The organism is Corynebacterium sp. HMSC068H04 (genome assembly GCF_001811255.1).
Lineage (GTDB): Bacteria > Actinomycetota > Actinomycetes > Mycobacteriales > Mycobacteriaceae > Corynebacterium > Corynebacterium hesseae.
The window spans coordinates 132,441-156,049 of the sequence record NZ_KV804019.1 but is presented as its reverse complement, the minus strand read 5'-3'; the positions used below and the strand labels follow the sequence as shown (position 1 = coordinate 156,049).

21 protein-coding genes are annotated in these 23,609 nt (G+C 62.3%); 15 read left to right on the top strand and 6 right to left on the bottom strand.

Annotation, left to right across the window (positions count from 1 at the left end; all coding sequences use genetic code 11):
• Nucleotides 1-64: 64 nt before the first annotated feature.
• The 7 genes from ftsZ (at nt 65) to HMPREF2792_RS13190 (ending at nt 5,500) form a co-directional block, all read left to right on the top strand.
• Complete coding sequence (gene ftsZ, locus HMPREF2792_RS10020) at nt 65-1,429, top strand: cell division protein FtsZ (protein WP_070533309.1); 1,365 nt, start codon at nt 65-67, stop codon at nt 1,427-1,429.
• A gap of 24 nt (nt 1,430-1,453) precedes the next feature.
• Nucleotides 1,454-2,194, top strand: coding sequence for a peptidoglycan editing factor PgeF (pgeF, locus tag HMPREF2792_RS10015; RefSeq protein ID WP_070533307.1), 741 nt, complete (start codon nt 1,454-1,456; stop codon nt 2,192-2,194).
• A complete protein-coding gene (locus tag HMPREF2792_RS10010; RefSeq protein WP_070533306.1) occupies nt 2,195-2,908 on the top strand; it encodes a YggS family pyridoxal phosphate-dependent enzyme in 714 nt (237 codons plus the stop codon).
• Nucleotides 2,909-2,977: 69 nt separating this feature from the next.
• Complete coding sequence (locus HMPREF2792_RS10005; protein WP_070519876.1) at nt 2,978-3,400, top strand: cell division protein SepF; 423 nt, start codon at nt 2,978-2,980, stop codon at nt 3,398-3,400.
• Nucleotides 3,401-3,611: 211 nt separating this feature from the next.
• Complete coding sequence (locus tag HMPREF2792_RS10000) at nt 3,612-3,923, top strand: YggT family protein (protein WP_070520150.1); 312 nt, start codon at nt 3,612-3,614, stop codon at nt 3,921-3,923.
• Between the two features lie 168 nt (nt 3,924-4,091).
• Nucleotides 4,092-5,222, top strand: a complete 1,131-nt coding sequence (locus HMPREF2792_RS09995; RefSeq protein WP_070533304.1) for a DivIVA domain-containing protein — start codon at nt 4,092-4,094, stop codon at nt 5,220-5,222.
• Nucleotides 5,223-5,329: 107 nt separating this feature from the next.
• Nucleotides 5,330-5,500 carry a hypothetical protein gene (locus HMPREF2792_RS13190; RefSeq protein ID WP_168162406.1) on the top strand — a complete coding sequence of 57 codons (171 nt, stop codon included), beginning with the start codon at nt 5,330-5,332 and terminating at the stop codon, nt 5,498-5,500.
• Between the two features lie 65 nt (nt 5,501-5,565).
• On the opposite strand, the gene HMPREF2792_RS09990 is transcribed toward HMPREF2792_RS13190, so the two are convergent.
• A complete protein-coding gene (locus tag HMPREF2792_RS09990) occupies nt 5,566-6,639 on the bottom strand; it encodes an HNH endonuclease signature motif containing protein (RefSeq protein WP_070533302.1) in 1,074 nt (357 codons plus the stop codon).
• A 363-nt stretch (nt 6,640-7,002) separates the two neighbouring features.
• Between HMPREF2792_RS09990 and ileS the strand changes: the two genes are divergently transcribed.
• On the top strand, nt 7,003-10,200 hold the full coding sequence (gene ileS, locus HMPREF2792_RS09985; protein WP_070533301.1) for an isoleucine--tRNA ligase: 3,198 nt from the start codon (nt 7,003-7,005) through the stop codon (nt 10,198-10,200).
• Between the two features lie 112 nt (nt 10,201-10,312).
• On the opposite strand, the gene HMPREF2792_RS09980 is transcribed toward ileS, so the two are convergent.
• Nucleotides 10,313-11,497, bottom strand: a complete 1,185-nt coding sequence (locus tag HMPREF2792_RS09980) for an MFS transporter (RefSeq protein WP_232745221.1) — start codon at nt 11,495-11,497, stop codon at nt 10,313-10,315.
• 170 nt (nt 11,498-11,667) lie between these two features.
• A complete protein-coding gene (locus tag HMPREF2792_RS09975) occupies nt 11,668-12,309 on the bottom strand; it encodes a GntR family transcriptional regulator (protein ID WP_070533299.1) in 642 nt (213 codons plus the stop codon).
• Between the two features lie 151 nt (nt 12,310-12,460).
• Between HMPREF2792_RS09975 and HMPREF2792_RS09970 the strand changes: the two genes are divergently transcribed.
• Nucleotides 12,461-13,933: a DNA polymerase IV gene (locus HMPREF2792_RS09970; RefSeq protein WP_070533297.1), complete on the top strand. Its 1,473-nt coding sequence runs from the start codon at nt 12,461-12,463 to the stop codon at nt 13,931-13,933.
• Here HMPREF2792_RS09970 and HMPREF2792_RS09965 read toward each other — a convergent pair.
• Nucleotides 13,930-14,865, bottom strand: coding sequence for an asparaginase (locus tag HMPREF2792_RS09965; RefSeq protein WP_070533294.1), 936 nt, complete (start codon nt 14,863-14,865; stop codon nt 13,930-13,932). The genes HMPREF2792_RS09970 and HMPREF2792_RS09965 overlap by 4 nt on opposite strands.
• A 106-nt stretch (nt 14,866-14,971) precedes the next feature.
• Here HMPREF2792_RS09965 and HMPREF2792_RS09960 point away from each other — a divergent pair, with 106 nt between their 5' ends.
• Nucleotides 14,972-15,601: a WKL family lipoprotein gene (locus HMPREF2792_RS09960; protein WP_070519893.1), complete on the top strand. Its 630-nt coding sequence runs from the start codon at nt 14,972-14,974 to the stop codon at nt 15,599-15,601.
• Nucleotides 15,602-15,726: 125 nt separating this feature from the next.
• Here HMPREF2792_RS09960 and HMPREF2792_RS09955 read toward each other — a convergent pair whose 3' ends face one another.
• Nucleotides 15,727-16,674: a DUF6263 family protein gene (locus HMPREF2792_RS09955; RefSeq protein ID WP_070533292.1), complete on the bottom strand. Its 948-nt coding sequence runs from the start codon at nt 16,672-16,674 to the stop codon at nt 15,727-15,729.
• Nucleotides 16,675-16,706: 32 nt separating this feature from the next.
• On the opposite strand from HMPREF2792_RS09955, the gene lspA reads away from it, so the two are divergent.
• Genes lspA through HMPREF2792_RS09935 form a run of 4 tightly spaced genes read left to right on the top strand, consistent with a single transcriptional unit; the run spans nt 16,707 to nt 19,029 of the window.
• Complete coding sequence (gene lspA / locus HMPREF2792_RS09950; RefSeq protein ID WP_070533290.1) at nt 16,707-17,222, top strand: signal peptidase II; 516 nt, start codon at nt 16,707-16,709, stop codon at nt 17,220-17,222.
• Nucleotides 17,222-18,145: an RluA family pseudouridine synthase gene (locus HMPREF2792_RS09945; RefSeq protein WP_070533289.1), complete on the top strand. Its 924-nt coding sequence runs from the start codon at nt 17,222-17,224 to the stop codon at nt 18,143-18,145. Before lspA ends, HMPREF2792_RS09945 begins: the two co-directional genes overlap by 1 nt.
• Entirely contained in the window at nt 18,142-18,741 is a 600-nt protein-coding gene (locus HMPREF2792_RS09940; protein ID WP_070533286.1) for a hypothetical protein, read from the top strand. The genes HMPREF2792_RS09945 and HMPREF2792_RS09940 overlap by 4 nt, the downstream gene beginning before the upstream one ends.
• A gap of 18 nt (nt 18,742-18,759) precedes the next feature.
• Nucleotides 18,760-19,029, top strand: coding sequence for a type II secretion system protein (locus tag HMPREF2792_RS09935; protein WP_046647988.1), 270 nt, complete (start codon nt 18,760-18,762; stop codon nt 19,027-19,029).
• Here the strand turns inward: HMPREF2792_RS09935 and rarD are convergent.
• A complete protein-coding gene (rarD, locus tag HMPREF2792_RS09930; protein WP_046647989.1) occupies nt 19,026-19,931 on the bottom strand; it encodes an EamA family transporter RarD in 906 nt (301 codons plus the stop codon). The two genes, HMPREF2792_RS09935 and rarD, sit on opposite strands and share 4 nt — an antisense overlap.
• Nucleotides 19,932-19,996: 65 nt before the next feature.
• On the opposite strand from rarD, the gene dnaE reads away from it, so the two are divergent.
• Nucleotides 19,997-23,572, top strand: coding sequence for a DNA polymerase III subunit alpha (gene dnaE / locus HMPREF2792_RS09925; protein WP_070533386.1), 3,576 nt, complete (start codon nt 19,997-19,999; stop codon nt 23,570-23,572).
• Nucleotides 23,573-23,609: the final 37 nt, after the last annotated feature.

Genomic DNA, 23,609 nt, shown 5'->3' with positions numbered 1-23,609 from the left:
CTCGCGAAAAGAGGCGCCTCCTCGTTTACATTAAAAGCTTATTCGAAAGGCAAGAGACCCTCGTATGATCTCATCTAGCAACAACCTCGCGGACATCAAGGTCGTCGGCGTCGGCGGCGGCGGTGTCAACGCTGTCAACCGCATGATCGAAGAAGGGCTCAAGGGAGTCCAGTTCGTCGCCATCAACACCGATTCCCAGGCGCTGATTTTCTCCGATGCGGACACCAAGCTCGACATCGGCCGCGAGGCCACCCGCGGCCTCGGCGCCGGCGCCAACCCGGAGGTGGGCAAGACCTCCGCGGAGGATCACAAGACCGAAATCGAAGACGCCCTCCAAGGCTCCGATATGGTCTTCGTGACGGCCGGCGAGGGCGGCGGAACCGGCACCGGCGCGGCCCCCGTCGTGGCGTCCATCGCGAAGAAGATGGGTGCGCTGACCGTTGGCGTCGTTACCCGCCCATTCAAGTTTGAGGGCGCGCGCCGTACCCGTCAGGCCATGGCTGGCATCGAAGAGCTGCGCGAGGTCTGCGATACCCTCATCGTTATTCCGAATGACCGCCTCATGCAGCTGGGCGGCGAGGAGCTGTCCATCGTCGAGGCCTTCCGCGCCGCCGATGAAGTTCTGCACAATGGTGTTCAGGGTATTACCAACCTCATCACCATTCCTGGCATGATCAACGTCGACTTTGCGGACGTTCGCTCCGTTATGTCCGATGCCGGCTCCGCCCTCATGGGTATCGGCTTCGCTCGTGGGGACAACCGCGCGCTCAACGCCGCCGAGCAGGCCATCAACTCTCCGCTGTTGGAGTCGACCATGGAAGGCGCCAAGGGCGTTCTACTGTCCATCGCCGGTGGCTCCGACCTGGGTCTCCACGAGGTCAATGCAGCCGCTTCCATGGTGGAGGAGCGTGCCGACGAAGACGCCAACATCATCTTCGGCACCATCATCGATGACAACCTCGGTGATGAAGTTCGCGTCACCATCATCGCCACCGGCTTCGATGCCCAGGCCAACATGACTACGCAGCCGGCACAGCCCGGTCAGGCTGCACAGCCGGGCCAGCAGGCCACCCCAGCTGCCCGCCCGGGTTCCCTCTTTGAGAACCGCGCCGAGGCACAGGCGGAAAGCCCCGCCGCATCCCGCGCTGAGGCCCCGCGTGGGGACTACACCCGCGCTGAGCCGCAGCGTGTCGACGCCCAGCGTATCGAGCGCGAGGAGTACACCCCACGCCACTCCTACGAGCGCGAGCAGCCGGCCGAGCCGGCCCCGTCCAGCGGGCTGTTTACCACCTCGGACCGCTTCCGCGGTGAGGAGTACCGCCGCGGCGCCGACGACGAGTACCGCCTCTCGCGCCCCGCTGAGCGCCGTGGCCGCGACTTCGATGATGACGGCGACGACGATCTCGACGTGCCGTCCTTCATGCGTTAGTCCCAGCCCGCTACTCTGGAGTGCATGCCAGTAAACGAGGAAGCACACGTAGCACAACGCCCCGTCCGCATGGTTTTCACCAGCCGTGCCGGCGGGGCGTCGTCGTCCCCTTATAACTCTTTCAACTTGGGTGATCACGTTGGTGATGACCCCGAGGCCGTGACCGCCAATCGCCAGCGGCTTCTGCGGGTGACTGGTCTAGAAGACATCGTGTGGATGGAACAGCTCCACACCAACACGGTCACGGTGGTGGGGGCCGAACGCCGCGGTGTCCGCGAACCCGTCCCCGCCACCGATGCCGTAGTAACCACCGAAAAGCGCTTGGGGCTAGGCGTGCTCGTTGCTGATTGCACACCGGTGCTGCTTGTCGACGTCTCCGCGGGCGTCATCGCCGCCGCCCACGCCGGGCGCCTCGGCGCACGTAACGGAATCGTCCGGAACACCGTGAACGCAATGGTTGAGCTGGGGGCGACTCCCGCGTCGATCCAGGTACTTATGGGGCCTGCTGCTTCTGGGCGCAACTATGAGGTGCCGGAGGAGATGGCGGACGACGTCGAGAAGCACCTGCCCGGCTCCAAGACTCGCACCTCGTCTGGTACGTGGGGAGTTGACGTGCGCGCCGGCCTGATTCGCCAGCTGATGGGGATGGGGGTTACGGCCATTGAGTCGGATCCACGCTGCACGATCGAAGACACTGATTTCTTTTCTTATCGCCGCGAGGGCGTCACCGGGCGTCAAGCCGGTGTGATTTGGTTGGAGGATTAAATGACTAGCAAGGACCCCGCTGAGCGTCGCGAAGAACTACGGGCCGGGTTGGAGCGCACCCGCGCTGAGATTCGACGTTTTGCCGCCACGTATGACCGTCCCGTGCCACAGCTGCTGCCGGTGACGAAATTTCACCCGGCAGAGGACATCGCGCTGCTGGGGGAGCTGGGAATTGCGGATGTAGCAGAAAACCGTGAGCAGGAGGCGCGCGCCAAAGCAGAGGCGCTGCTCGAGATTCGCTTCCACATGATCGGCCAGATTCAAACCAAAAAGGCGAACCACGTCGCCCGCTGGGCGCACAGCGTGCACTCCCTTGACTCAGAAAAGCTTGCCCGGGCGCTGGACCGAGGAGTGGCGCTTGCCCAAGAACGCGGGCAACGCGAGGACGCCCTTCCGGCATTCATTCAGGTTTCCGCCGATGGCGACACCGCACGCGGCGGATGCCCGCTGGAGGACGTCCCCGCTCTGGTGGATGTCGTTGAAGAGCTGGAGAATGTGCAGCTGCAGGGATTCATGGTGGTTCCTCCACTGGAGAGCGAGCCTGCGGAGGTATTCGCTCGGGTAAGGGCGCTGACCGACGAGGTCGCGGCGAAGCTCGGACGGGCTTTAAAAATGTCAGCCGGAATGAGCGTAGATTTGGAGGCGGCGATTGCATCTGGAACGGATATCGTGCGTGTCGGAACCGGAATCATGGGAGCTCGCCCGCTAGGTTAATTGACATTGCAAAAGTGCATTACAAGACAGCAAATGAACAGCACACACTAGGTCAGAGGGAGACCCAGAATGTCACTGATTGATAGGACTAAAGAGTTCTTCGGGCTGGGCCCGATGGACATGGACACCGACGATGCTTACTACGCTGACGAGCGCAGCTACAGCGCACCGGCGTATGCACCTTCCTACGAGAAGCCGGAAGAGGAATTTGTCCCGACCATCGTGGCGCTGTCGCTCGTCTCTTTCGACGATGCAGCGAAGGTTGGTGGCCCTTTCCGCGACGGTGACGCAGTGGTCTTCGAGCTCACTGACGCTGACCGTGGCTCCGCAAAGCGCTTCGTCGACTTTGCCGCTGGCCTCTGCTTTGCACTGGAGGGCCGCATGAAGAACCTGACCAAGGGCGTGGACACCAGCCGTAAGGTGTTTGCCATCGTGCCGAAGGGCGCCGATATCTCCACTGTTGAGCTGGAGCGCGCAGCGCATCTGCGCTAAGTACGTCGCGTTCTACCGCCTCATCGATTTCTTTTCTCCCGTGTTGGCTTAGGGGAGGGGAAGCGATGGGGCGGTTTCGTATTTATGAGGCCGGCGGCGAACTGAGTTCGGGGATAGTTCAGCCGACGATTAGCCGTTCATGTTCGCCGAGCGCGAACCGGAGGGCAGGGGAATACCGTTAGCGGGGGTGGTTCGGATAGGCTCGGGCACTGTGAATGCTTTAGGTTCAATTCTCCTCGTTGCCGTGAGTCTTTACTCGTGGATTTTGTTAGCGCGAATCGTCATCGAAATGATTCAATCTTTTTCGCGCCAATTCAATCCACCCCGCTGGTTCATGATGGTTGCAGAGGTGCTTTTCGTAGTCACTGACCCGCCGGTTAAGGCGCTGCGAAAGGTGATTCCTCCGCTGCAGTTGGGAGGCGTTGCGCTCGACGTTTCCATCATTGTTTTGTTCCTGCTTTTGTCCATTCTTTCGCAACTAATTTCGTGGCTATTTTTCGGCCCCAGCGGACTTGCTGTGTAACTAACGGGTGTATTAAACCCTCCTGTTAACGTTGAGACTCGTGCCAGCGTTAGATAATGTGTTGATTCGGATACAATGAGTTAGCAAAATCCGTATTATTAACCGCATATGTACCCGGCCTCTGGAACCTCTAGAGGTTTGACCGATTCGTAAGGGGAAGAGAAGTCAATGCCACTGTCACCCGCTGATGTACACAACGTCGCTTTCAGCAAGCCGCCAATTGGCAAGCGTGGCTACAACGAGGATGAGGTAGATCAGTTCCTCGACCTCGTTGAGGATGCTCTTGCTCAGCTGCAGGACGAGAACGATGATCTCCACGCCCAGGTTGAGGAACTGAAGTCTCAGACTTCGGCCGGCGCCGCTGGCGGCGCTACTGCCGCTAAGGTCGACGAGGCCGCTGTGCGCAAGGAAGTTGAATCCAAGCTTCGCGCCGAGTACGAGGCAAAGCTGGCTGACTCCAAGAATGAGATTGCCAAGGCCAAGGAAGAGACGAAGCGTGCGCAGGAGCAGGCAAAGGCTGCTCAGGCACAGTCTTCCCAGGCGCCGGCTGCTCAGGCAAAGGACAACTCCGCCGAGCTCAAGGCAGCTCGCGAGGAAGCTGCCGCCGCCAAGCGCGAGCTCGAGGCTTCCAAGAAGGAACTGGCGAACACGAAGAAGGAGCTGGAGTCCGCAAAGAAGAACTCCGCAGCCTCCACCACGGCCTCTTCCGCCGCTGCCGTGGCTGGTGCGGGCTCTGCCCAGTCCAACGCAGAGGGCCTGGCTACCCCGGATACTCACATGCAGGCAGCCCGCGTGCTGGGCTTGGCTCAGGAGATGGCGGACCGCCTCACCAGCGAGGCCAAGGCTGATTCCGAGTCCATGCTGGCTGAGGCCCGCACGGCGGCAGAGAAGCAGCTTGCCGACGCTGACTCCCATTCCAAGGCCCAGCTCGCGGACGCCCAGAAGCGCTACGAAGCTCAGCTGCAGGAGGCCGATACCCGCTCCAAGAAGCTGGTGGCGGACGCTGAGAACAAGGCAAAGCAGACTGAGTCCGACGCTACGTCCCGCGCCGAGGCGCAGATTCGCCAGGCAGAGGAGAAGGCAGCTGCGCTGCAGGCCGATGCCGAGAAGAAGCACACCGAGGTCATGAACACGGTCAAGCAGCAGCAGACCGCTCTGGAGGCTCGCATCTCCGAGCTGCGCACCTTCGAGCGCGAGTACCGTACTCGCCTCAAGACGCTGCTGCAGTCTCAGCTTGAGGAGCTGGAGTCCCGCGGCACCGCTGCTCCCAACGGTGAAGCCGGCAAGTCCAACAATTAATCACTGAATCAGCGGCGTCCCTGCGGGGGCGCCGTTATTCTTTTCTGTGGGTATGTATTCTCAGTAGGTATTGATTTTTCAGGCAGTGACGGGGAAGGAGAGCGCGCATGCTTATCGGTGCATTGCTTTTGGCCTTTGTGGCTTTCTTGGCGTTCGTGAATTACATCCTCTCCGCCGCTGAGTGGTCTCTGTATCTGCTCTTTGCTTCTGCTGGGGTAGGCATTGTCCTGTTCATCGCAGATACCGTGATTAAACTGCGCCGCAAGCACGACGAGTAGCCCTCGCCCCAGCAGTAATTCTGGGTGGAGGGCTTTTTCTGCGAAGACACCTAGTTGTGTCGCTCCTAGTCGTCTCTCTCCAGGGCGTCGAATAGCCCGGGAGGCGCTTGCAGAGGCGTGGGCGGCGGGAGGGGACCGTACGTCCTCATGGCCGTTCCGTTGACCCGGGCCATGCGGCCGCGTCCCGGTGGCGCGTTCGGATCGTCCTGGTTCACGCCATTGTGATACGGGCACAGCATCACCAGGTTTTCCTGGTTGGTATACCCGCCGTTCTTCCACGCGATGAGATGGTGAACTTGGCATTCATCGGCGGGCTTCATGCAGGAGCCCCAAGCACAGACCGGGAACTCAGCCATGGCCATGATGCGCTGCTTGATGCTGGCGGAGCGCTCCTCATAGTAGAGGTTGACTGGCCCGTGATAGGGGTGGAAGAGAGTCGCGAGCGCGCCATCGAGGTCGATCTCTTCGGCTAGGACCTTGTTGAGGTATTCCGCGCCGGTCATCGTTGCGCCGTTGGTCATCTGCAGCGTGATTTCCTCGCCGTCGCCGTTGAGAATCTTCGTCATTGCATCCAGCGGGACCAAGATATTGGTTTGCAACCCGCGGCGCGGGGCGGCGCCTTTGAAGAAAGCTTTGCGGATGGATTCGAGGGGGCGCTCGCGGTCGACGGCGTCGCTAAGCTCTGCAATCATTTGCGCGGGGCCTGTGATTGCCATTGTCCACGGTGCATTGCGGCGGCGGTAAACAGTCACGCCCTCTTTCGGCACGGGTGGTGCCGAGTGCTCCTTGAGCTTCTTTTTCGCCAGCGTTTCCATCGCGAGGGTATCGGCGCTGGTCCGGCACAACTCTAGGCGCAGCTTCCAGCCCAATGCCTGCGTCTTGGCTTTGCGGGCATAGCGGTCAATGACTTCCAGAGTGGGCAAAGAATGCTTGCGTTGGCGCGCTGCCTTCACCGCGTCGCGTTGCATCCGCGTCATGGCGGTTTTGCCAAAGAAGCTCGTATGCAGCCGTACCAACTCCGCGGCGGTTTTGTCTGGGGAACCGGCGGCGATGAGGTCTGCTTCAGACATGCCTTCGCACTCGGCGATGACATTGATGCCGGCCCCGAGTGCGTTGAGGAAAGTCTGTAGCGCGTTCATATCTGTGGAGCATAAAACACCTTCTGAGCTGCGCGCATTAGAAAAAATGTTCCTGTGGAAAACCGTTTCTCAGACACCTCTTTTGTGCACTGTCGTTTCTATTTTGGGGTTCACGGGAACCTGCGCCTGTGAAAACTTGACCCCTCGGTTATACTTTGGAGCTATATGCAGTGAGCCGGCTATCACCGGGGAGCATTCCGGAAGAACGTGAGGCGCGTGAGCGTCGCATTATTAGAACCGGGCGGGTAGGGACCGTCATCTCCTTCACATCAACGAAGCGGGGCGCCTCGGCGCCCAAGCGGGGTGGTACCGCGAGCCGTACGGCGCGTCCCCGTCACAGCGAACGAGTGAAGGAATTTTTAGATGAGTAATAACCCCGCGAACGTCGGCAGTGTTTATCCCAAAGTCGATATGACTGCTGGGTCTTCCCGTTTCCCCGATATGGAGCAGGAAGTCCAGAAGTACTGGAAGGCCGACGACACCTTTAAAGCCAGCCTCAAGCAGACGGAGGGCTGCCCCGAGTATGTCTTTTATGATGGCCCTCCCTTTGCCAACGGTCTGCCGCACTACGGCCACCTGCTGACCGGTTACGTCAAGGACATCGTCCCGCGCTACCGCACCATGGCCGGCAACCACGTCCCGCGCGTCTTTGGCTGGGATACCCACGGACTGCCGGCGGAGCTGGAGGCAGAAAAGCAGCTCGGCATCACCGACAAGGGCCAGATCGAGGAGATGGGCCTGGAGAAGTTCAACGAGTACTGCGCCAAGTCCGTCCTCGAGTACACCGATGAGTGGGAAGAGTATGTCAACCGCCAGGCTCGCTGGGTGGATTTCGAGAACGGCTACAAGACCATGGACTTGGAGTACATGGAGTCCGTGATGTGGGCGTTCAAGGAGCTCTATGACAAAGGCCTGATCTACCAGGGCTTTAGGGTTTTACCGTATTCCTGGGCGGAGCACACCTCCCTGTCGAACCAGGAGACCCGCCTGGATGACTCCTACAAGATGCGTCAGGACCCGACCCTGACGGTGACGTTCCCGGTGGCTGGTGCCGTGGAGGGAAGTGCGGCGGAGAAGACGTTGGCGGAGAACGCCGAGCTTGCCGATGCCTCCTTCCTCGCCTGGACCACCACCCCGTGGACCCTGCCGTCCAACCTGGCTTTGGCGGTCCACCCGGAGGTTGATTACGTCCTGTTCAAGGCCACCGAGGGCGACTTTGCTGGCCGCACCTTCATCATGGCCGAGGCGCTCACCGGCACCCTGGCGAAGGAGCTGGGTGAGGTGGAAGTCCTCAAGACGTTCAAGGGCGCGGAGCTGGAGGGCTTCAAGTACGAGCCCATCTTCGGCTTCTTCCCGGATGTCGAGAATGCGTACCAGGTCTTGCTTGCTGACTACGTCACCACCGAGGACGGTACCGGTGTGGTCCACCAGGCCCCGGCCTTCGGTGAGGACGATATGCTCACCTGCCAGAAGTACGGCGTGGGCCTGGTCATCCCGGTGGATGAGGACGGTAAGTTCACCTCCCAGGTACCGCCGTATGAGGGCCAGCTCGTCTTCGACGCCAACAAGGCCATCATCAAGGATCTCAAGGCCGCTGGCCGCGTGGTACGCCACGTGACCATCGAGCACTCCTACCCACACTCCTGGCGCTCCGGCGAGCCGCTCATCTACATGGCGCTGCCTGCATGGTTCGTCAAGGTGACGGAGTTCCGTGACCGCATGGTCGAGCTCAACCACAATGAGATCGAGTGGTTGCCGGAGCACATCCGCGACGGTCAGTTCGGCAAGTGGCTGGAGGGCGCTCGCGACTGGAACATCTCCCGCACCCGCTACTGGGGCGCTCCGATCCCGGCGTGGATCTCCGATAACCCGGAGTACCCGCGAGTCGATGTCTATGGCTCGCTGGATGAGCTGGAGCGTGACTTTGGCGTGCGTCCGACGAGCCTGCACCGCCCGTACATTGATGAGCTGACTCGTCCGAACCCGGATGATCCGACGGGTAAGTCCACGATGCGCCGCGTGCCGGATGTGTTGGATTGCTGGTTTGAGTCCGGCTCGATGCCGTTCGCTCAGAAGCACTACCCGTTTGAGAACAAGGAATGGTTCGAGACGCATTCCCCGGCGGACTTCATCGTGGAGTATTCCGGCCAAACGCGCGGCTGGTTCTACCTCCTGCACGTGTTGTCCACCGCCCTGTTCGACCGCCCGGCGTTCAAGAAGGTTGTCGCCCACGGCATCGTGTTGGGCAATGATGGCCTGAAGATGTCGAAGTCCAAGGGCAACTATCCGAATGTGAATGAGGTCTTCGACCGCGATGGCTCGGATGCGATGCGCTGGTTCCTCATGTCTTCGCCGATCTTGCGCGGCGGCAACCTCATCGTTACGGAGCAGGGCATCCGTGAGGGCGTGCGCCAGGCCATCCTGCCGATCTGGAATTCGTACACCTTCCTGCAGCTCTACGCCTCCCAGGACGCAAAGTTCGACGTGAGCTCCACCAACGTGCTGGACCGCTACATCTTGGCCAAGACCCATGACTTGGTGAAGAACACCAACGACGCGCTGGCGAATACCGATATTGCTTCGGCAACGGAGGAGGTCCGCCTCTTCGCGGACGCGCTGACCAACTGGTACGTGCGCCGCTCCCGTGACCGTTTCTGGGAGGGCGAGGAAGCCCATCCGGAGGCTTTCAACACGCTCTACACGGTCCTGGAGACGGTCTCCCGCGTGGTCGCGCCGCTGCTGCCGCACGTGGCTGAGGTCATCTACCGTGGCCTGACCGGTGAGCGCTCCGTGCATTTGGCTTCCTACCCGAAGGCCGAGGATTACCCGGCTGACGATGCCCTCGTGGCCGCCATGGATGCCACCCGCGCGGTGGCCTCCGCGGCGTCCTCGGTGCGTAAGTCCAACAAGCTGCGCAACCGCCTGCCGCTGCCGAAGCTGACGGTGGCGATGAAGGATTCGGCGCGCCTGGCGGATTTCAAGGACATCATCCGGGATGAGGTCAACGTTAAGGACGTTGAGCTTACCGACGATGTCGACGCGGTGGGCACCTTCGAGGTCGTGTGCAACGCCAAGGTAGCCGGTCCGCGCTTGGGCAAGGATGTTCAGCGAGCTATCAAGAACCTCAAGGCGGGCAACTACGTGCGCGAGGGCGAGGACGTTGTGGTCGACGGCGATATCCGCCTATCCCCGGACGAGTACACCGAGCGCCTCAAGGCGGCGAATGCGAAGTCGACGGCTCGCGTGGAAGGGCTCGATGGCCTTGTCGCCGTGGATACCGAGGTGACGGAGGAGCTCGAGGCAGAGGGCTGGGCTGCGGACGTCATCCGCGGTTTGCAGGATGCGCGTAAGGCCGAGGATTTCGTGGTGACTGACCGCATCACCGTGGTTCTCTCCGTTCCCGCGGAGAAGGAAGAGTGGGCTCATCACCACCGCGAACACATCGCGGCGGAGGTGCTTGCTGTCGACTTCACTGTGACGACCCAGGCTCTCGAGCCAAGCGATGGACAGAACATCCATGATGTCCTCAAGGGCGTGACGGCTACCGTGGCCAAGGCCTAAATCCGCAGCGAAAAGCTCCGCTTCCCTCGAGTGGGGAGGCGGAGCTTTGAGCATCTGCGCACTGGTGGCGCAGGGGCGGCCCGGAGGGGGCCGCGATGACGGGGTGTGTGCGCTAGCGGCGGGTTCCGGGCAGGTGTGCGCGCCACGCAAGGATGACGTTGATGAGGCACACCAGCGCCAAGAAGCTGCCGATGCTGAACAACGCCGTGAAGCCGATATAGGGCGCAAGCGCGCTAAAGGCCATCGGGATGAAGAAGCCAGTGTAAGAAATGGAGTAGTACACGGCGGTCAAGCCGGCGAGCTCTCGCTCGCCCGCGATGCGCTGGACCTCGGACAATCCAGCGACCAGCGCCAAACCGTATCCCGCGCCCATTGTGGCGGCGGCTGCGATGCCGAGCGGCAGGGACAGCGAGTGAGCAGCAAACGCCCCGAGGATTGCGCCGACGGTGATGACGAACATCGACAGGGCCGAGGCTCGCGCGGACTTGTGGGTATCAACCAGGCGGCCCAGCATCTGGACGGCCACGCCGCAGCCCAGGGTGATGACGGTCATCAGGCCGGAGAAAGCGATGGGGGCGTTTCCAGCGGATTCGGATAGCAGCTGTGGAAGGAGCGCATAGGCCGCTCCCGCGCAGCCAAAGACCCAGGGGGCCACGGGCACGACGACACGCAGGAAACGCTTGTGCGCAGCGGCGGGGATGTGGAGCATCTCCAGCATGTCACGCACCCTGAGCTCCAGGATGGTGGTCTTGACATCGCCTCGGCTGGGCTGGCGGGTCTCAGGCGTATGCAGGATCCACGCGGCAGTCAACAGCGTGAGCAGCATGTGGAGGATATAGGCCGTGTGAGTCGGCCATGGCCCCCACTGGGCCAGCACCGAAGCGATACCCGCGCCGACGAGGAAGCCGGCGGTCAAACACAACGAAGCCTTACGAGCGCCGGACGCTGGGTCGCCGCCGGCGCTCGTGATGAGCTCCGTAATCCACGTTGAACCCACCGCCATGACTAGGCCTAATGCCATACCGCACAAGACGCGTCCCAACGCGATGATGAGTGGTTCGTTGGGGGCGATGGACAGCAAGAAAGAGCCTGCCAAGGACAGTGGTGCTGCGGGGAGCAACAGTGGGCGGCGGCCAAGCAGATCGGACAGCGGGCCGCCGATGAGCAGTGCGGGGATGATGCCAACCACGTAGGCGGCTAAGAGCCCGTTGACCGTCACCTGGGAAAAATTCGAGGTCTCGCGGTACATCACCAGCAGCGGGGTGAATTCATTTCCGCCCCAAGCAACCGCGATCATGGCACCGGCGACGGGGAACCACGCGCGCTTAGGCAGCGGCGCTTCGGCGGAGCGGCTGGGCGAGCCTGGGGAGGCAGCGCTTTCAGTGCTTTCGGTGGTGTCGGCGTCTGTGGGGGCGTCGGGTTGGGGAGTAGGCGCCTCGACAAGCGGGTTCGAATGCGCAGAGACAGTCACAGTTGCTTCCTTGAGGAGTTGAGGTGGGAATGGAGTTCGGTCAGGTAGGTGTCGATGTCGCCGGTGCGGAGGGCGTCGGCGAGCAAGGCGTGCTGGGCCACGAAGCCGCGTGCCTTCTCGACGCTGCGGCCGATGGCAGTTGCGGTAAAGCGGTGTTGGCGCTCGCGCAAGGTGTGGCCGAGGTGGGCGAGGAGGCGGTTGCCGCCGTTGTCCATGATGGTTTGGTGGAACTTCGCATCCAGTTGGGTATAGGTGCCCAGATCGCCAGCGTCTAGGGCGGCCTTTTGCTCATCGATGGTGGCGACGAGGACATCGGCGATGAGACTGCGCTCCTCTGCGGACAGTCCGCAAATATGGCGGGCAGAGTTCTCATCCACGAGGAGGCGCGCCTCGTAGACCTCACGGATTTCGCGGGGGCTAATCGGTACGACCAGCGCACCGCGCTTGGGGTAGAGCTTCAAGAAGCCCTCCACCTCCAAACGGAGGAAAGCCTCGCGCACCGGGGTTCTACTCATTCCCAGCTCGGCGGCAAGGGCGGCTTCGGAGAGCATCTCCGAGTCATCGATGTCGTCATCGATGATGCGGCGCTTGAGGTGATCGTAGGCCCGTTCCGCGGCGGGTACCTTGTCTTTTTGCATGTATACATGATGCATGCATGCGGTGCTCTCGGTCTAGCGCAAACGCCAATTCGTGAGACATTGATCACGCGGTGGGCAAGTGAGAGCTAGTTCTCTCACGGCACGGTTGGGGTGCCTTGCTGATGCGAATGTGTGTTTTAGACTTGAAGGCATGCAACGCTGGGTTCTTCACATCGACATGGACGCGTTCTTTGCGTCGGTGGAGCAGCTCACCCGCCCTACCTTGCGCGGCCGGCCTGTGTTGGTGGGTGGAACGAGCGGACGCGGCGTCGTCGCCGGTGCCTCTTATGAAGCCCGCGCATATGGAGCTCATTCCGCAATGCCCATGTTCCGCGCGCAGCAGCTCGTGGGCTATAAAGCCGTGGTGGTGCAGCCGCGCCGGGCGGTGTATGTGGCGGCCTCGCGCCGGGTATTTGGAATTATTGCGCAGCATGCGGGGGTCATCGAACAGCTCTCCATCGACGAGGCCTTCATGGAACCGGCCGCACTCGCCGGAGCCACGCCCGCCGAAGTCCGTGAGTGGTCGGAGAATCTGCGCCGAGTGATTCGAGCTGAGACGGGCCTTCCCAGCTCCATCGGCGCCGGTGCAGGCAAGCAAAGCGCGAAGATTGCGTCAGGGGAGGCCAAACCGGACGGGACTTTCATCGTGCCCCAGGAGCGCTTCGATGAGCTCATCCACCCGCTGCCGGTGGGCAAACTCTGGGGAGCGGGCCCAGTCACCCAGCAGAAGCTCGCAGCTATCGGCGTGGAGACTATCGGACAGCTGGCGGCGATGAGCCGCAAGGAAGTCGAGATCTCACTGGGCAACGTGGTGGGCGTGCAGCTGTGGAAGCTCGCCCAAGGGATTGATGAGCGTCCGGTTGCCCCGCGCGCGATTGCCAAACAAATCTCCACCGAGTTCACCTACCCCACGGACCTTCGCACGGCGGCGGAGGTGGATGCGGCACTAATCCGCGCGGCGCAGGGCGCGCATTCCCGCCTGCTCAAGGACGGCCGCGGCGCGCGCACGGTGACGGTGAAGCTGCGGATGGCGGATTTCCACATCGAATCCCGCTCGGCCACGTTGCCCTATGCCACGGATGACCTGAAGGTCCTCGAGGCTAAGGCCTTGAGTTTGGCGCGCTACCCGGAGGAGCTCGGGCCCATCAGGCTGGTCGGGGTGAGCTACTCGGGGTTGGAGGAGGCCCGCCAAGACGTGCTGTTTCCGGAGCTAGACCGCGAGGTCGTGCGTCCAGCTCCGGATACGGATTACGAGACTGGCGTCAGCGATCACCTGCCCGGCGCGCCGGAACCCGAGGCAGAGCCCGGAGCAGAGTCGGAATCGCTGGGAGAAGCGGGATCGGATTCGATGCGCCGCTGGCATGCTACCCAGGACGTCTACCACTCCGAGTTTGGCCACGGCTGGATTCAAGGCGCCGGTCACGGGGTGGTCAGCGTGCGCTTTGAAACTCGCGCTACGGGCCCGGGGTTCGTGCGCTCTTTCGCGGCTGAGGATGAAGACCTCCACCCGGCCGATCCATTGGACTCACTGGCCTGGGAGGGGGCGCTGCCAGGCGACGCCACCGAGGCCGATGGGCCCGAGATTGACACCGCTGGGGCGGAACCGTCACGCGAGGATAGCTAGCCCGCGGTATAAGCCGCGGTGGGCGGTGCTGGGTTAAACATCTCTGCCACCGGTGTGCCGGTGGCAAGTGCCGCGGCGAGCATAATGCGGGCTTGGCCGGCTCGGAATCCACCGGAGGCCACCGCACCCATCTCGCCCAAGGTGGCACCGCCACCTGCGCCGCCATAGGCCAGCTTGGTGGCTCCGTAGGGCGTGCGGGTGCTAATCACCACGGGCACACCCGCTTGCAGCGCGCGGGCAACCCCGGCTCCCATCTCTTCACCCATGTTCCCCGAGCCCATGGCTTCGATGACGAGGCCTTGGGTGTGGTTGAGGGAGGCGTCGACAAGCGCGGCACCGGCACCCGGGTAGGCGGCGATGATCTCAACGGGGTGTTGCGCCATGGGGGAGAGCGGCAACGGCGGCAGAGCGGAGTCACCCACCGGTAGCTCCTCAAAGCCGTTGAGCTGCGAAGTATGCCATTTGCGCGCGCCGCGTCCGGGAATGGTCTTGCCGCCGAATTGCACCCACACGCCGGGCTTTCCGGAACGCAGGAGCTCATAGGAATCGCGCAGATTGCGCGGGCCATCACCAGCCGGGTGGTCGAAGGCGCGCTGCGCGCCAGTGAGCACGATGGGCCCCTCGCCGAGGTCGAAGAGGGATAACGCCAGCGCAGTTTCCTCCATGGAATCGGTGCCGTGCGTGATGAGGACACCATCAATCTCTGGGCGCGCAAGGTGCTGGCGCACACACAGCAGTAGCTCATCGAGGTCTGCCAAAGTAATCGAGCTGGAATCCAGCGCGCGGAATTCCACCACCTCAATGTCGTGTGTTCCGACTTCAGCGTCGAGGAATTGGGCTAGCTGTTGCCCACTGACGGTGGGGACCAGGGATCCGTCACGGACCGTCGTGCAGGCGATGGTGCCACCGGTGGCGATGAGGGCGAAAGTCATGACAGCAGGCTACTACAGGCACGCACCTGCGCGGGAACCCCAGGGCGGCGGTCGTGGACGCTAAAGTAAAAGGGATAAACCACGATCCCCTACGTGAGGAGTATTTGTGAAATCCTTCAAGCTGAGCGCCGCCGTTGTGGCCCTGGGCGCCGCGACTGCCCTGGCTGCCTGCTCGTCTTCCGAGGATGCAGACACCGAGAACAGCACCGCCGCTAAGCCTTCGGGCGAAACCTCCGCATCGCAGGTGGCCTCCACCGAGATGCCTACCGTGGAGCAGCTCAATGAGATCCTGACCAAGGCCGCCGACCCGAACCTTCCGCAGGAAGAGAAGGTCCAGCTGGTCCAGGGCAGTGAGACGGCGCCGGAGCTTTTCGACGTCATGTCGCAGTCTCAGGCCGAGTCCGGTGCCACCTTCGAGGTCGTTGCCCCGGTCATCCCGGGCCTCGTGCCGGATTCCGCGCTCGCGACCGTCCACATCAATACCCCGGACGGCCAGCAGCAGACCGCCGACCAGGTGGAGTTCATCAACGAGGGCGGCACGTGGAAGCTGTCCAAGACGTGGGCCTGTGTCCTGGTCACCAACATCGTCCCGCCGGAAGAGGTGCCGGAGATGTGTGCTGATTCCGTACCGGAAGGCGCAGAGGCGCCTGCCGACGCCCCCGCTGAAGGTGCCGAAGCTCCTGCCGACGCCCCGGCAGAAGGCGCTGAGGCCCCAGCCGACGCCCCGGCTCAGTAAGACTGGGATTCAAGCTTCAGCGCCCGCCACCACACTGGATTGAGAGCCAGTGGGTGGCGGGCGCTGTGCTGTCCGAAGGTCGGCGCGCGGTTGCCTGATGCGGGGCAGGCGCGGCGCGCAGCGGACTAGTCGGTGGTGAACGTCATATCGGTGGCGCTGGTTTGCACCACGCGAAGATCGGAGCTGTCCGCACCATAAGAAATGGCAGTAGTCACGGAGACATCGCCGGCTGTGGGAAGTGGTTTGGTCAGATCAACGGTGACCGTGCCCTTCGACGTCGACGTGGTGTCCATGACCTTGAGCTCTTTGCCCCGCAGCTCCTCGGGGGCGTCAGCGCCGTCGAAGGAGAGCGCGCCCAGGGACGGCCGCTGCTCAACCTCGACGTTGAGCGTGGCGATATCCCCGTCGAGCTTGTCCAAGGTATAGGTCGTGGTTTGCAGCAGCGTGGACTCGCCGGTAACGCGCGATTCCACGACCCACTGAGCACCGGAGCCAATTTCCTCATCCGGGAAGACGATGGGCAGCGAGGTCAGGCTGGTGATGGCGCGCTCCACAGTGCTGCGGGCCTCGTCGGTTGCGGCCTGCGGGGCGGCAAGGCGCAGCGAGTTCATTTGCCCGCTATCCGTGCCGCGCCACCCAAATTGGAAGCCCTCGGCGGAGGAGACGTCCGCGCCTTCGGCCGCAGGCTTGCCCACGGTAACGAAGGCGTTGCGGCTGGCCGGCAACTGGCCCTCAACATTCTCGGTGGCAGCCTCCACCGAGGCCTGTAGCGGAAGGGCGACCTTGTCCTTGGACGCTGGTGCAGGAGCCGAGCTGCCGTCCTTGCGCAATTGCTGGTCAAAACCCGTGGCGACCTCATATGTCAGCTCCTGAGTGGCATCGAGATCCTTATAAGCCACAACGCGGCTTGCGTCGTCACCGGGTTCTAGGAGGGTGACGCGCGGGGCATCGAGGGCTAAGCCCACTGGCTCCTCTACTGGCTTGGCCGGCTGGGAATAGGAACAGCCGGCGAGCGCGCCGCTGACTCCCAAGACGGTGGCGGACAGGACTGCTAGAGCTCTCACACGAAACACGCATTCCAAATTACCGGATGAGCCTGTTTAGAATGGAACGAGTGAAAGCAAGGAGTTATATCGGAGTGATGGTTGCGGTGGTGCTCGGTGTGGCCGCCGTCGACCAAGCCGTGAAGGCACTGATGCTGTCCATCCTCACGGAAGGCGAAGCCCTACCCGTAATCGGTGACTGGTTCCGCTTCTACCTTCTCTTTAACCCCGGCGCCGCCTTCTCTATGGGAGGGGAAGGCTCGACGTGGCTGTTTACCACTATCCAACTCGCCTTCGTTGTTGGTGTAGCAATCGCCGCCCCGCGCATTCATGACAAGTGGCAGGCCATCGGGCTGGCGATGATCGCCGGCGGCGCTCTGGGCAACCTCATCGACCGCCTCGTGCGCGAGCCAGGGTTCTGGTTCGGCCACGTGGTGGATTACATCTCCGTGGGCAGCTTCGCTGTTTTCAATATCGCGGACGCGGCCATTACCTGTGGAGTCGTGGTCTTCATCATTGCGATGTTTTGGGCGGAGATGCACGAGAAAGCTGAAGAAAAGGAAACGGGGGGAGAGTAATGCGCGAAAGCCGTAGGTTGCCGGTGCCCGAAGGGCTCGATGGCATGCGCGTGGATGCCGCCTTGGCCAAGCTCCTGGGCATTTCCCGCGCCCGCGTGGCCCAGCTGTGCACGGCGGGTGACGTGGAAATCGACGGTGCGGCCGTGGGCAAGTCCGAGCGCTTAAACGCCGGTGGCTGGATCGACGTCATGATGCCAGCGCCCGAGGAGCCGCTCATCCCTAAGGAAGAGCTGGTGGAGGGCATGGATGTCCTCTACGCGGACGAGGATGTCATCTGCGTGTTCAAGCCCGTGGGCGTGGCCGCCCACCCGACTCTGGGCTGGGATGGGCCCACCGTCATCGGCGGGCTGCGGGCGGCGGGCTATGCGCTTGCCGACGCCGGCCCTACCGAACGCAAGGGCATCGTCCACCGTCTCGACGTGGGTACCTCAGGCGTCATGGTGGTCGCCGCTAGTGAGCGGGCCTACTCGCAGCTTAAGAACGCCTTCCGCGAGCGCACCGTGAAAAAGACCTATCACGCCGTGGTCCAAGGCCTGCCCGATCCCATCGTCGGCACCATTGATGCGCCTATCGGGCGTCATCCTTCCGCGGGCTGGAAGTTTGGGGTCATTGATGACGGCAAGCCGGCGGTGACGCACTACACGCTGCTCGAGGCCTTCCGCGAGGCCAGCCTCCTCGAAGTCCACCTGGAGACCGGCCGCACCCACCAGATCCGCGTGCACATGTCTGCTACTGGGCATCCCTGCGTGGGCGACCCGATGTATGGCTGTGATCCGAACCTGGCCAAGCGCGTGGGGCTTAACCGCCAGTGGTTGCACGCGGTCGAGCTCGGTTTTACCCACCCCGGAACTGGCAAGTGGTTTGAATGCACCGCACCCTACCCGGACGATCTGAAGCACGCCGTGGAGGTATTGCGCGGATGAGCCCGCAGCGGAGCACGCGCCAGCGCATCTACCGGCGCCGCCGTGCCGCGGCGTTGGTGCTGCTGGCCGTGCTGGCGCTGGTGGTGATTGTCCTTTTCGGTCTGCTTGGCACGCAGCCTCGCTCGGCGTTGCAGGGAGACCAGCTGGGCCCGGATGGAACCGAGACTGCCGCCGAATACCGCGAGCGCGCGGAGGCCTCGCTAGCGCAGGCGGATAAGCCAGCCTATGCGCTGGTGGGTTTTAATAAGCCGCTGAGTCCGCACGACGTCTCTGAGGCTCTGCAACCAATCCAGCGGATGGATGCCATCGTGATTGGGCTGGCCGCTCCTATCGCTGTTCCCGAACCCGTCGCAGGAGCCGAGCGCGCCGACGTCATCGAGGCGGTGTTCGCCCGCGTGGATGAGCAAGCCGGTGGCATGGGCGAGGAAGTCCCCACGCACGTTGATGCGGTGGTGGTCTATTCTGCGGGCACCCAACTGCGCGCCCTCGCCGCCGACCCGCGGGTCGAGACGGTCGAGGTTGCCCCCGACGATGCCGCCTGGGGATCCTTCGGCGTGCGCCCGCCCGCTAACGTCGGACAGAACGAGAACCGCTAAAACAGTCAAGGAGAAGACATGCGTTTGTTTCCGAACACCTCTACGTGGCCGCCGAACTACCGCTTTGCTTACCTCTTGATGTGGGCGGGCGCATTCATCGCCTCCGGAGCTGCCATCGCGCAAGGGATCTGGGGTGCCGACAAGCTCACCTTCGGCATTCTCGTCGTGGTGGCCATCTACTGCATCGCCATGGCCATTCTCATGCCGCGGTGGGCGCTGAACGCGCGCGAGGAATCCGCCCGGCGCGCCCAGGCTAAGCAAGCGCGCGAGGAGCTGAAGCGCCGCTAGTCCTCTGCGGTGGCGCGTGACTCGCCAGCGGGGTGGAGGCGGGCGCGGCGTCGAGAAGCGCGGCCCATGCGTACCAAGTCTGCAAGGTAGATGATCACCGCAACCCAGATGATGGCGAAGCCGATCCAGCGTTCGGTGGACATGTGCTCCTGGGTCACGAACAGCGCCCACAGCATCTGCATGATGGGGGTCATGTACTGCAACATGCCGAGGGTAGACAGGCGCAGGTGCTTAGCACCCTGCGCGAAACACAGCAGCGGTAGGGCAGTGACGAGGCCGGAGGTAATCAGCAGTGCGACGTGCCCGGGGCCTTCGGTAGTGAAGGTGGATTCGCCCTGTGCTTGGAGGTAGCCCAGGTAGATGAGTGCGAAGGGGAGCATGACAATTGTTTCCGCGGCCACCGACCCCATGGAGGAGACCGTGATGCGCTTTTTAAGCAGGCCGTAGATACCGAAGCTGAAGGCTAGGGCCAGTGAGTAGTAGGGGGCCTGACCGGTCATGAAGGTTAGCCACAACACGGCGATGAAGGCGATGCTGACCGACGCCACCTGCGCCTTCGTCAGCTTTTCCTTGAGGAAGATGATTCCTAGGGCCACGGAGACGAGCGGGTTGATGAAGTAGCCAAGTGCGGCATCGGCCACGTGGTCGCTGTTGATGGCGATGACGTAGGTTCCCCAGTTGATGGTGATGGCCACGCCGCAGGCGAGCATCCACCCCCAGGTGCGCAAGCTGAACGCGCGTAACTCGCGCCAGCCGCCGGTTACCAAGAGCATTGCGGTGACAAGAACCGCGGTCCACACGATGCGGTGGGCCAAGATCTCGAAAGGGCTGGCGGGGCGCAGCAGCGGGAAAAACGCCGGGAAGAAACCCCACATGAGATAGGCAGCAATGGTGTAGAACATTTAAGAAAATGTACCTTAACGAGGACGTACGAGCGAAGTTTGACGTCCCCGCTAAGATGAGCCGCATGGCCAAAAACTCCTCCTTCGTCCACCTGCACAACCACACCGAGTTCTCCATGCTGGATGGCATGGCCAAGGTGGATATGTTGGCGGATGAGGTGGTTCGCCAAGGAATGCCTGCCGTCGGCATGACAGACCACGGCAACATGTATGGCTCCAACGCCTTCTACCAAAGGATGACGAGCGCCGGGGTGAAGCCCATCATCGGCATCGAGGCCTATCTCGCGCCCGAGTCACGCTTCAACAAGAAGCGCGTGCTGTGGGGAACCCCGGACCAAAAGCGCGATGACGTCTCCGCTTCCGGTGCCTACCTGCACCAGACCATGCTGGCGGAAAATGAGACCGGCCTGCGCAACCTGTTCACGCTGTCCTCCCTGGCCTCCTATGAAGGCCAATTGGGCAAGTGGCCGCGCATGGACGCGGAGCTGATTGCCGAGCACGCCGAGGGCATCATCGCCACCACCGGCTGCCCGTCGGGTGACGTGCAGACCCGCCTGCGCCTGGGCCAGTTCAATGAGGCGCTAGAGGCCGCCGCTATGTGGCAAGACATCTACGGCAAGGACAACTTCTTCTTGGAGCTCATGGACCATGGGCTGGACATCGAGAAGCGCACGCGCGATGGCCTGTTGGAGATCGGCCGAAAGCTGGACCTGCCGCCGCTGGTGACCAATGACTGCCACTACGTGCTGGAAACCCAAGCCCCCGCGCACGAGGCCATGCTCTGCGTGCAGACGGGTAAGACGTTTATGGACCCGGACCGTTTCAAGTTCGACGGCACCGGCTACTACATCAAGTCCGCCGCGCAGATGCGTGAGCTGTGGGATCATATGGTGCCGGAGGCTTGCGATAATACTCTGTGGATTGCCGAGCGCGTGCAGGACTATGGCGCGATTTGGGAGGAGCACACCCACGACCGCATGCCGATTGCCGACGTCCCCGAAGGCCACACCCCAACCTCCTGGCTGACCCACGAGGTAATGGAGGGACTGAAGGATCGCTTCAACGGTGGGGATGTGCCGCAGGAGTACATCGACCGTGCTGAATACGAGATCAGCGTCATCGATATGAAGGGCTACCCTTCCTACTTCCTCATCGTGGCCGAGCTCATCAAGCACGCGCGGTCCATCGGCATTCGCGTTGGTCCGGGACGTGGTTCGGCGGCCGGTGCACTCGTGGCCTACGCGCTGACGATTACCAACATTGACCCCATCGAGCACGGCCTGCTCTTCGAGCGATTCCTGAACCCGGAGCGCCCCTCCGCGCCGGATATCGATATCGACTTCGATGATCGCCGCCGCGGCGAGATGATTACCTACGCCGCCGAGAGGTGGGGCGAGGACAAGGTAGCGCAGGTGATCACCTTCGGCACCGTGAAGACGAAGCAGGCTATTAAGGACTCCGCGAAGGTGCACTTTGGCCAGCCCGGCTTCCAGATGGCCGACCGCATTAACGGCGCTCTGCCACCGGCCATCATGGCCAAGGACATCCCGCTCGCCGGCATCATGGACCCAGAGCACGAGCGCTATTCGGAGGCAGCCGAGGTCCGGCAGATGATTGAGACCGACCCGGACGTCAAGAAGATCTACGAGACCGCCCGTGGCCTTGAGGGCGTGGTTCGCCAAGCCGGCGTGCACGCATGTGCCGTGATTATGGCCTCGGTGCGCCTCATGGACCACATTCCGATGTGGAAGCGCCCAGCCGACGGCGCCTACATCACCGGCTGGGACTACCCGGCCTGCGAGGCCATCGGCCTGCTGAAGATGGACTTCCTGGGCCTGCGCAACCTCACCGTGATCGGTGACTGCCTGGAGAACATCAAGAAGAACCGCGGTGAGGAAGTCCACCTCGAAGACCTCCACGCCGACGACCCGAAAGCCTCGAAAGTCTATGACCTGCTCTCGCGCGGCGATACCCTGGGCGTGTTCCAGCTGGACTCCGGCGGCATGCAGGAGCTGCTCAAACGCATGAAACCGACGGGCTTTAAGGACATCGTGGCCTCGCTGGCGCTCTACCGCCCGGGCCCGATGGGCGTGAACGCGCACTGGGATTATGCGGACCGCAAGAATGGGCGCAAGGAAATCACTCCGATCCACCCCGAACTGGAGGAGCCGCTCAAGGAAATCCTCGATGAGACCTACGGTCTCATCGTGTACCAGGAGCAGATCATGCGTATCTCGCAGAAGGTGGCAAACTACACCGCCGGCGAGGCAGACGGCTTCCGTAAAGCCATGGGTAAGAAGAAGCCCGAAGTCTTGGCGCAACAGTACGACAAGTTCTGGGGCGGCATGAAGGACAACGGCTACTCCAAGGAAGCGATGGACGCTCTGTGGGGCACCATCGAGCCCTTCGCCTCCTATGCGTTTAACAAGTCCCACGCCGCAGGCTACGGTCTGGTGTCCTTCTGGACGGCCTACCTCAAGGCCTACTATGCGCCGGAATACATGGCTGCGCTGTTGACCTCGGTGGGTGACAAAAAGGATAAGTCCGCCATCTACCTTGCCGACTGCCGCCACCTGGGCATCCGTGTGCTTTCCCCGGATGTCAACGAATCGGTGGAGACCTTTCAGGCCGTGGGCGATGATATCCGCTTCGGCATGGGCGCTATCCGCAACGTTGGTGGGGACGTGGTGGATTCCATCGTGAAGACTAGGCGGGAGAAAGGCGCCTATGCGTCCTTCTCCGACTACCTGGACAAGATTGAGCTGGCGGCCTGCTCGAAGCGCGTCACAGAATCCCTGATCAAGGCCGGTGCCTTCGATTCTTTGGGTCATCCGCGTAAGGGACTCATGCTCATCCACGAAGATGCCGTGGATTCGGTGCAGACGACGAAGAAGGCAGCCGACAAGGGTCAATTCGATCTCTTCGCCGGCTTTGGCGGGGAGGAAGGGCAAGGCGAGTCCGCTTCCGCCTTCGCCATCGATATTCCGGACGAGAACTGGGACCGCAAGCACGAGCTGGCCCTGGAGAGGGAAATGCTGGGCCTGTATGTCTCCGGCCACCCGCTCGACGGATTCGAGGAAGCCCTCAACGCGCAGACCGATACCCCGATTACGAAGATTCTCAACGGTGAGGTGGGCAATGGCCAAGAGCTGGTGATTGGCGGCATCATCTCGGGTGTTGACAGGCGCTTTTCCAAGCGTGATGGCTCGCCCTGGGCCATCGTCAGCATGGAGGACCACAACGGTGCACAGGTGGACATCCTCGTGTTTAACCAGGTGTATTCGTTGGTGGCCGCGCAAATCGCGGAAGATAACATCATCCTGGCCAAGGTGCAGGTGAAGATCCGCGATGAGCGCATGTCCCTGTTCTGCTCCGATATCCGCATCCCCGATCTTGGCCCCGGCAACGGTGCCGGCCTGCCGCTGCGCCTGACCATGCGCACGGATCAGTGCACGATGGACAACATTGCGCGCCTCAAGCAGGTCCTAGTCAACAACAAGGGCGAGTCGGATGTGTACCTCACGCTTGTCGACGGCGAAGAGTCCACCATGATGGTCCTTGGTGACCACTTGCGCGTGGAGCGCTCCAGCAATCTCATGGGTGATCTCAAAGCGACAATGGGTGCCGGCATCCTCGGGTGAATTTATCTTCGCTTTCGCTATGGGTAGACGGGCCTTG